Here is an 8,178-nt window from a genome sequence, read left to right on the forward strand (position 1 = left end):
CCCCCAGAACCTGACCAGACCAGACCTACAATGGAGGTCAGCCATGGCTAGCACGCCGGATTGCCGCGTTGCGTCGGCATCCCTCTCCGTTCCCGCCGGATTCACCGGCCATCCCCTCTCGTCCAACTCCTCGCTATTTCTTGCGGCGGACGAACTCCTTCAACGGCAACTCGACGAATTGGTGGCGATCCATCGCCAGCTACGCGGGCTCCTGGCGCCGTCGCGGAGCGTCGCCGACCCTGAACGGCCGCCTGGCCCGAGAAACGGGGATTTTCTGCTGATCCCCGAACTGTGGCGACTCCAGCGCGCCATGGCGTCGCTGGAAGCCGAATGCGGCACGCTCGTCGGGACGACCCAAGCACGGCTGAACCGCGCGCGGATCGCCCTCGGCGCGTTGCAAAACGGCGCGCATGACGCCGGCCAACGACCGGGGGAGGTGGATCATGTGCGCCATTGAACCGCTGAACTGGGCGCCCGCGCTCTATTTCGATGATCCCTCGGCCGATCCCCGTCTGGACGCGATCCCGGATTCTATCAGAAACCAAATCGTGAACGTGGCGGAGGCCACGCTCACCACCGGCCACCGGCCTACCCCACGGTTAGTCGCTCGCGTCCTGGAACGGCTGCACATTCAGGCGGAACCCGAATGGGTGACCGTTACGCTCATGGCGCACTGGCGCTATCGGCTCGACGAACTCGACCCGACCGACGGCGAGGCGCTGCGTGGCCATCTCGCACTCGCCCCGGTGAGCGATCATCCGTGGTGTTTTTATCTAGAAGGTCTGGCGACGGGTTTGGAACTGCCCGGCCGTCGCACCGAACCCAGAGGGGTAGTGGCATGAACGCGCAAGACATCCGCCTGTCCGTCGGCTTTCCCCACCACCCGAAGACCATCAAGCTGGAGCGTCGCCTGGGTTTTCAGGGGATCCGCTCCCTGCTGTCGCTCTGGACCTGGGCGGCGCAAAACCGCCCGGAGGGCAACCTCGGTGGTGCGAACGATCGTTCCACGACCGTTCAACGCCCCCTGGACGAGGAAGACATCGAGATCGTCGCCCAGTGGCCCGGCGAACCGGGCGCGTTCGTCGCAACGCTCGTGGCGCTCGGTTGGCTCGATCAAACCGCCCACGGTTACTGCTTGCACGAATGGCAACAGCACAACCCCTGGGTGGCCGCCGCGACGAATCGCGGCGACAAAGCCCGCTTTTCCCGGATGGCCAAGACCCACCCGGACCTCTATAAGTCTCTGTGCGAACAAGGGATTCGAGAAGTCAGCGCCGATGAGTTCGCGCGGCTGAAAGCCGGTTGGCCTCTCAAGAGTCGTTCGACGGACGTTGGGGAATCGTTGAACCATCGTTCAACGGCCGTTGAACAGCCGTTGAACGGTCGTTCAACGAACGTTGAGGCGTCGTTAACTCCTTCTCCTTCTCCTTCTCCAATCGAACTCAAAGAGCCGGAGACGCGCGAACCAGCGTGCGTGGAGACCGTCTTGACCGCGCCCGATTGGGAACCGGCCCTCGAAGCGAGCCCTCGGGTGGCGACCCCGCCCCGCGAGGAAACGACGGCCACCGCGCCCGAGACCCCGCCCCACGAGGAAACGACGGCCTCCGCGCCCGAGACCCCGCCCAGGGCACCGACCATGCCGACCACACCGATCACGTCCGAGTCGCCCCAAACGAATCCGCCGGAAGCCCGCAGCGAACCCACCACTGGAGCGGTACACTCCGAGGTCACGGCAGCCCCCCGGAAACCGGCTCGCCGCACCGCAGCCCCACCCACGATGCCCACCGCGCCCGACTGGTTGCCGGCGGAGTTATGGGAACGCTGGCGGGCGCACCGGCGCGCGCTCAAGAAACCGCTCTCCGCCGATGGCTCAACCCTTCTGTTCGCCCAACTGGCGAAAGCGAAAAGCTTCGGCCACGATCCGGTCGAACTTCTGGAAACGGCCATCGTCAACGGCTGGCAAGGTTGCGTGTTTCCCGATAAGCACTACCAGCCGGCGGCCCGATCCGACCGGGACGGCAGCCTGCGCCATGGCGCCCGGCGGCCCTGGCCGACCCCGTCCACCGATCCGGCCGCATACCGGCAAACCGCCGGGTTCGCCACCGAACTGGAGGCCGCCTGATGGACGCGAAACGGCTCACCGACCTGTTGCATCCCACCGTCGAACCCTGCGTCCTGCATTGTCCAACCCACGGCGATTATCCGGGCGAGCTCCGCCGGTTTTTGAATCAGGAAATCAAGACCACCTGCCCACGCTGCGCCGCTGAACAAGCCGAGGCGGCGCACCGGGACGCCGAGGCCCGCGCCGCCGAGGAGCGCCGCCGCGCCCGGGCGCGACGCTATCGCGAGGCCGGCTTGCCGCTGCGGTTTTGGGAGCGGGATTTCGACAGTTACCGAACGCGGTCGGCGGAGCAGCGCAAAGCGCTGGCGACCGTCCGCCGCTACGCCCAGCAGTTCGCCACCTTCGCCGAGCGCGGGACCTGCCTGTTGTTGTGCGGGCGACCGGGCACGGGGAAAACCCACCTTGCGGTGGCCCTGGCCAAGACCTTGCTGGATGAAGGCCATGAGGTCCGTTTCAGTGGCGTCCGGCCCCTGCTGCGGGAAATCCGCGAGACGTGGGGTCATCGCGAGGAACGCGAAAGCGCAATGATCCACCGCCTGATCCACCTTGACCTGCTGATCCTGGACGAGGTCGGGATGCAGTTCGGGAGCGACGCCGAACGGTTGCTGCTGTTTGACGTGCTGAACGGTCGTTACGAGGAACTGAAACCGACCGTGCTGATCGGCAACCTCGCGGTGGACGCGCTGCCGGACTATCTGGACATCCGCCTCCTGGATCGGCTGCGGGAGAACGGCGGGGTGGTGGTACCTTTCACCTGGTCCAGCGAACGGGGGTTGAAGGCGGTGGCTTGAGGGGTTCTGGTGAAGCCGTCGCCTTGCGTGTATTATTTGCTGTAATACACGCTGGAGATCATCGATGCGTACCGTCTCCATTCGACTGGACGAGGCCACCGATGCGCGGCTGCGCCAAATCCGTGCCCGGACCGGGCAATCGCAAACCGAGGCCATCAAGGCCGCCATCGCGGCTTTCGCCGAGCGCGAGGAACCCGCGCCCGCCCAAAGCGCCGCCGCGCTGGACTTGATCGGCTGTTTCGACAGCGGCGTGGGCGATCTCGGCCGGAACCACGCCCGGCATCTGCGCGCCAGGTTGGCGGCGAAACACCGTCGTGTCCAGGCTGCTGATTGATACCGGCCCCCTGGTGGCGTGGTTGGATCGCGGCGACCGGGATCACGCCCGCGTCGGCGCGTTTTTTGGCCGGATTTCGAGGTCGGTTACTGACGACGTGGCCGGTGCTGACCGAGGTGTGTCATCTGATTCCCGGCTACATCGTGCCCCGCTTCCTCCGCTGGGTGGAGGCAAGCGTGGAGTTGCACGAGCTGCCGACCGCCGCCGTCTCCGACCTCGCCGCGCGGATCGAGAAGTACCACGATTTGCCCATGGATTTGGCGGACGCTTCCCTGGTCTGGCTGGCCGACCAGATCGGGGTATTGGAGATACTGACGCTGGACGAACGCGATTTCGGGGTGTACCGGCTGGCGGGCGGCCAGCGGTTTCGCAACGTGTTGGCGGACGGTTAGGCATTCCGACTTGTTTCGGCGCGATCGCGGTGATGCGTGGGCGATTCGGGGGAGGCCATCCGGCGGTCGGCCAGCAACCGCCACCCACCACCGAGCGGCGTCCGGCCCAACAGGTCCATCCGCAACCGTTCGACCCGGCGGCGGTCGGCGGCCGGCAAGGTGGAGGGCCAGACCGGTGGCCAGCCCGGATCGACGTCCCGAAACCGTTGACCGCGCAGCCAGCGGGCTTTCTGGGCTTCCATGCCGTGGCCTTCCTCGGTGATGGCCGCCCGCAACACCTGCCGGAACCGCTCCGGCCAGTCCGACCAGGGCGTGGCGGTTTTCAGCAGGTCGGCGATCCGCGCGGCGTCGCGGCTCTCGGCGGCCAGGGCGACCTCGACGGTGGCGCGGTGGGCCGCTAGGGCGCTGGGGTCGAACATGGGTGATCTTTCCTAAAAGCCTTGACAATCTGGAAACGGTGTGATCTGAATCATTCAACTCTCTCTTGGAGGAGTAATCGCGATGCCACTGGACGCCCTCGACCATTTGATTCTCGACCGTCGGCTGAACGCCGCCCTGGGCGCGGCGGTTGACACGCGGGAATTGCAACAAACCCTGGCCAAGCAAGCAGCGGCGAATCAGGGTCGCAAGGCGATCATCGACGCGCTGGTCGCCGCGTATAACGCCAACGATTGGCAGACGATTCAAGCCATCCTTGGCAATTACGACACCCGTACCGCGATCTATCAAGCAGCCTATTTCCCAACTCTACAAAGCATGATCCCCTGATTGTTATGGTTTAGTTCCATCATCCATCGGCTTCACCTTAGCCAGGGGTTTTTGAGACTGGATCTCCTTGCTGGCTTCCAAGGCGGTTCTCACCCCCGTGCGGTTGGCCGCATCGATACTGTGTTGCAAGGGCATGGTTTCCACCCCCTCCTCCGCGTGACCGCCCACCCAGCGCAAGGCGGCGTCCGGCAGCCGGTGGATGAGCGAGAACGACCGCAGGGTGAGATCGGTCGCCCACCCAAAGAAGACGATCAACAGGCCGGCCAGGATAATGGGGCCGGTCACGTTGCCGCTCATCGCATTGACCGCGACGGTCAGGAAGGTGCCGGTCATGACGCTGAGCAGGGCGTAGCTGATCACGGTGGCCGCCAGCAGGCCGATCACCATCAACGACGGCATCAGCAGCAGCGAGAACAGGGCGATCCAGCCGGGCATGGCCTCGCCGGTGAGTCCACGGCCATTCTTGATGAACCACAGCGCCCACACCGGCGCGGCGATCAGGGCCTCGAACACACGAATGAGCCATTTCAAACCCGTGATCGTCCAGATGATGAAAGGCACCAGGGGGATATAAATCGCCGCCATGAGGGCAAAACCCAGCAGGGCCAGCAACATCATCCCCAGGACCAGGCTCAACATGGTGAAACCGCCACCGGTTTGACCACCGCCGGTCAGGGTGTCGGCCAAACCCCCCAGGGCGCTCGCCACGCGGCCCGCGCCGGATTTGGTCGCGATGTACTTGGCCGCGCCGATGGCGCCGGCGGCCGCGAGCGCGCCGAGGATCGTCGCCAGCAGGGCATGACCCAGCCAGGCGATGGCGAACAGCGGATGGGTTTTTCCGACCAGGGTCTGGAGGATCCACTCCAGGGTGGACCGCAACAGATGGTGTGAGACATCGTCGAGCACGCTGTTTTCGGGATCGCCGCTGGAACGGAGCACCCCCGCGCCGGTCTCGGTTTCGGCCTCCAGCACCACCGCCTCCAGCCGCTTGAACAAGTGGGCATAGGTTTCCACGTCCTCCTTGGGCAACTTCTCCCACACCCGGATCGGATACGGCTGGGGGACGTTGAGCGCCAGCTTGTTCATGTAATCGGTCAACGCCATGAACCGGTAGAACCAACTCCCGGCGGTCATCCAGCCCTCGGCCTTGGCCTTCGCGGTGAACTCGGTAAACGCCCGCTGGCCGGTGAGGTCGATCACGCCCTTGATCAGGCTTTTCAGCCGCGTGGCGTAGTGTTCGGCGGCGACGTCCAACAGACTGAGGCAGCGCCCGCCGGCGAGCGGGCCGGTGGCGACGGTCACGCACTCGCCCAGGTCGGCCTGGCTGTCGAAGATGGCCTTCGCCAAGGGTTGCAGTTCCTTGCGCATCGCCAGCGCGGCGATCTCATGGGCGGCCAGCAGCTCCTGGCCAAAGGCGTCCCGCGTGGCCTGGCCGTAGCCGATCAGTTCTTGTATCCACAAAGTAAAGCGATCCAACCAATCGATCCCGGCCACGCTTTGGCGAAAGTCGATCCCCTCGGCCGGCTCCCGCACCGCGAAGCCCCCGCAGACCGCCTCGCCCAAATCGTCGCTCGACCAGCGTGCGGCGCGTTCGGTGACCGTTCCCACCGAGGTGGTTTCGGCCTGGAAGGTGACCCGGTACCGCGTCGGTCCCCGCGCGGGGAGGTCGTTCACGATCAGCTCGCACACGTTGGACGCCAGCATCGCCACGGCCAGTTGACGGGCCTGGGCCGGCGGCGGTTCGGTGTAGAGCGCGGCCTTGGAAAACTGATCGACCGCCTGATCCCACACCACATTGGCCAGACCCACGCCGCCGAGGGTGATCCACAGCACCAATACCTGCGCCAGGGCCATGCCGTTGACCATCGGCACCAGCAGAACCACGGCAGAGACGATCCGCAACGGCGTCCACACCGTCGAGCGCTCCGCGCCGAGGGCCTCCCCCTCGTGCGCGGTGTCCAGCACCGCCAGGACGGCCTTGACGAACAGCAAGAGGCCCAGCACCAGCAACAGAAAGCCGTTGAGCAACTGGAACAAGTCGCCGAATGGGCCGTTGTCGGCACCCGTCAGCGCATCGGCCAAGCGGATCTTGTCGATGGCGCTACCGAGCAGGCCGTTCAGCAGCCGGACGCTGATGTCCGTCTCGGCCGGTCGCAGTTGCTCCGGCGCGAACGGTTGATCCTGGGCCAGCGCGAGATAGGGCAGACCGAGCGCCACGCAGCCGAGCAGCCGCCCCTTGCGGCGCCCCATCGATGCCGTGGAGCAGCGATTCAGGAAACGATTCAGGAAACGATTCAGGAAGTTCAGGAAGCGATTCATAAGGCACCTGCTTGATGGTTACGGTGGCTCATCGGGTGGCGGCGGACCGGGCCACCACGCGGCGGGATGCCGCAGGAACGCGCGGGCGGGACCGGGAGCGCGGGTGCGAAGGCGCCAGCAGCGGTAGGCCGGCCCCAGCGCGACACCGGCCAGCACGAACGCCAGGCCCAGACTGGTGAGCACGCTGGAAAAGTACCCATGAACAAGGTGATCCCCCGCCATCAACCCACTACCGATCGCGCCGGCGAGAAAGACCCGCGCCGGGACGGCATGGGCTTGGTACTCCTGGCGGCATCGCGCGGCGGACCCCCAGGGGCGAGCCATCGCCGCGTCCCCCAGGGGCGACGGGGGATTCGAATCCGCGCGCGGCGCCATCCCGATCACCGCCTCCATCCCCAACCTCAGCCGCTTCCAGTCCCGCGGCGGGGCGTGGGATCGGCCCCACAGATCGCCCCATCGAGCGCGGACATAGCGCCCCACCCCACGGCGCAACGCCGCGCGGCGAGACGGGACGGAGGCCGGTGGCGGGGCGGCGGGAACCGCGTGCCGGGTCGGGGGGAAGGTCGTGGGCATGCGGCGCTCCCATGGCATTCATAATATTGTGTTATATTATTTTATATGAAGTCAGAGGAGGAAGCACCATGCACCATCGGTTTCATAGATATCCCGTGCGAATGGGGATGCTGATGGCGAGTCTCGCGCTCGGTCTCGCCTCGCCGGCGGTTCACGCCCTCTGCGACGCGTGCGTGGTCGCGGCCATCCGCGAACACAAATTTGAAATGATGTCGCAGTTCAAACAATTAAAGGAAGAAATCGCGTCGGGGCTCAAGACCGTGCGGCAGTCCATCGCCCAAGTGGAAAAGGATTCCTTGCGGGCGCAAGCGGATATCAGCCACCGCCTGCCGGCGCGAGGCTGCGAGACGGCGACCGCCGGGGCGGCGGCCGGGCCGGCGCGGGATCGCGCCGAGTCCTATCACCGGGCGTTCAACCACCTCCGGCGCGTGGAACGGACCGGCGCGGCGGCCAGCGCCGCGATGGTCAAGGCCCAGGTGGCATCCTACTGCAACGCGGAAGATGTCGGCTCGCACGGCTGCACGCAAGCCAGCTCGCGACCCGACGCCCCGTTTCAGACCGAAACCCTGCTGTCCGGATCGGGCTTGGGCGATCACGCCGAGGCCACCCAACCCGGCACCTTTTTGCCGGAAGTGCTCTCCTTCGACGACGAGCGGATCACCGATGCCCGGCGGTTCATCGACAACGCGGTCGATCCCTATCCTCTCGACGATCTGCCCCAGGCCCTGCGGGAAACCCCGCAGGGCCAGACCTACTGGATCCGCCGCAAATTGTACGAGGGGCGGCTGGCGGCGGCCCGCTACAGCCTGAATCACGCCCTGGCCTGGCCGGATGCCGGCGGCGGCGCTGAAAGGTTGGCTGCTCCAAATCTGGCCAGAG

The 8,178-nt window shown here is 65.9% G+C and carries 11 protein-coding genes; 8 read left to right on the plus strand and 3 right to left on the minus strand.

The genetic code is table 11. The features are described from left to right. Positions 1 to 43 precede the first annotated feature (43 nt). The 6 genes from E4P82_RS20670 (at position 44) to E4P82_RS20695 (ending at position 3,639) form a co-directional block, all read left to right on the plus strand. Positions 44 to 457 carry a hypothetical protein gene (locus E4P82_RS20670; protein WP_169250646.1) on the plus strand — a complete coding sequence of 138 codons (414 nt, stop codon included), beginning with the start codon at positions 44 to 46 and terminating at the stop codon, positions 455 to 457. Further along, positions 444 to 842 carry a hypothetical protein gene (locus E4P82_RS20675; RefSeq protein WP_169250647.1) on the plus strand — a complete coding sequence of 133 codons (399 nt, stop codon included), beginning with the start codon at positions 444 to 446 and terminating at the stop codon, positions 840 to 842. Before E4P82_RS20670 ends, E4P82_RS20675 begins: the two co-directional genes overlap by 14 nt. Continuing rightward, on the plus strand, positions 839 to 2,122 hold the full coding sequence (locus tag E4P82_RS20680) for a hypothetical protein (RefSeq protein WP_169250648.1): 1,284 nt from the start codon (positions 839 to 841) through the stop codon (positions 2,120 to 2,122). Before E4P82_RS20675 ends, E4P82_RS20680 begins: the two co-directional genes overlap by 4 nt. Further along, entirely contained in the window at positions 2,122 to 2,913 is a 792-nt protein-coding gene (locus E4P82_RS20685; RefSeq protein ID WP_169250649.1) for an ATP-binding protein, read from the plus strand. The genes E4P82_RS20680 and E4P82_RS20685 overlap by 1 nt, the downstream gene beginning before the upstream one ends. A gap of 64 nt (positions 2,914 to 2,977) precedes the next feature. Next, the gene (locus E4P82_RS20690; protein ID WP_169250650.1) at positions 2,978 to 3,247 is read left to right on the plus strand and encodes a ribbon-helix-helix protein, CopG family; all 270 of its coding nucleotides are present in this window, start codon (positions 2,978 to 2,980) and stop codon (positions 3,245 to 3,247) included. Next, positions 3,244 to 3,639, plus strand: coding sequence for a type II toxin-antitoxin system VapC family toxin (locus E4P82_RS20695; RefSeq protein ID WP_246327728.1), 396 nt, complete (start codon positions 3,244 to 3,246; stop codon positions 3,637 to 3,639). The genes E4P82_RS20690 and E4P82_RS20695 overlap by 4 nt, the downstream gene beginning before the upstream one ends. Here the strand turns inward: E4P82_RS20695 and E4P82_RS20700 are convergent. Continuing rightward, the gene (locus E4P82_RS20700) at positions 3,636 to 4,058 is read right to left on the minus strand and encodes a hypothetical protein (protein ID WP_169250651.1); all 423 of its coding nucleotides are present in this window, start codon (positions 4,056 to 4,058) and stop codon (positions 3,636 to 3,638) included. The genes E4P82_RS20695 and E4P82_RS20700 overlap by 4 nt on opposite strands. 82 nt (positions 4,059 to 4,140) lie before the next feature. Here E4P82_RS20700 and E4P82_RS20705 point away from each other — a divergent pair, with 82 nt between their 5' ends. Beyond that, positions 4,141 to 4,407 carry a hypothetical protein gene (locus E4P82_RS20705; protein ID WP_169250652.1) on the plus strand — a complete coding sequence of 89 codons (267 nt, stop codon included), beginning with the start codon at positions 4,141 to 4,143 and terminating at the stop codon, positions 4,405 to 4,407. Between the two features lie 3 nt (positions 4,408 to 4,410). On the opposite strand, the gene E4P82_RS20710 is transcribed toward E4P82_RS20705, so the two are convergent. Both E4P82_RS20710 and E4P82_RS20715 read right to left on the minus strand, forming a co-directional pair. Beyond that, positions 4,411 to 6,726, minus strand: a complete 2,316-nt coding sequence (locus E4P82_RS20710; protein ID WP_169250653.1) for a DotA/TraY family protein — start codon at positions 6,724 to 6,726, stop codon at positions 4,411 to 4,413. 18 nt (positions 6,727 to 6,744) lie between these two features. Then, entirely contained in the window at positions 6,745 to 7,299 is a 555-nt protein-coding gene (locus E4P82_RS20715; RefSeq protein WP_169250654.1) for a hypothetical protein, read from the minus strand. 68 nt (positions 7,300 to 7,367) lie between these two features. Between E4P82_RS20715 and E4P82_RS20720 the strand changes: the two genes are divergently transcribed. Further along, the coding region (locus E4P82_RS20720) for a hypothetical protein (protein WP_169250655.1) at positions 7,368 to 8,178 on the plus strand (811 nt) is incomplete at its 3' end.

This window comes from Candidatus Competibacter phosphatis (assembly GCF_012939995.1).
GTDB lineage: Bacteria > Pseudomonadota > Gammaproteobacteria > Competibacterales > Competibacteraceae > Competibacter > Competibacter phosphatis.

What these genes read in the sequence shown, in the direction of transcription:
- E4P82_RS20690 (WP_169250650.1), top strand. Translation starts at nt 2,978, where the DNA reads ATGCGTACCGTCTCCATTCGACTGGACGAGGCCACCGATGCGCGGCTG.
- E4P82_RS20700 (WP_169250651.1), bottom strand. Translation starts at nt 4,058, where the DNA reads ATGTTCGACCCCAGCGCCCTAGCGGCCCACCGCGCCACCGTCGAGGTC.
- E4P82_RS20685 (WP_169250649.1), top strand. Translation starts at nt 2,122, where the DNA reads ATGGACGCGAAACGGCTCACCGACCTGTTGCATCCCACCGTCGAACCC.
- E4P82_RS20715 (WP_169250654.1), bottom strand. Translation starts at nt 7,299, where the DNA reads ATGCCCACGACCTTCCCCCCGACCCGGCACGCGGTTCCCGCCGCCCCG.
- E4P82_RS20710 (WP_169250653.1), bottom strand. Translation starts at nt 6,726, where the DNA reads ATGAATCGCTTCCTGAACTTCCTGAATCGTTTCCTGAATCGTTTCCTG.
- E4P82_RS20675 (WP_169250647.1), top strand. Translation starts at nt 444, where the DNA reads ATGTGCGCCATTGAACCGCTGAACTGGGCGCCCGCGCTCTATTTCGAT.
- E4P82_RS20670 (WP_169250646.1), top strand. Translation starts at nt 44, where the DNA reads ATGGCTAGCACGCCGGATTGCCGCGTTGCGTCGGCATCCCTCTCCGTT.
- E4P82_RS20705 (WP_169250652.1), top strand. Translation starts at nt 4,141, where the DNA reads ATGCCACTGGACGCCCTCGACCATTTGATTCTCGACCGTCGGCTGAAC.
- E4P82_RS20680 (WP_169250648.1), top strand. Translation starts at nt 839, where the DNA reads ATGAACGCGCAAGACATCCGCCTGTCCGTCGGCTTTCCCCACCACCCG.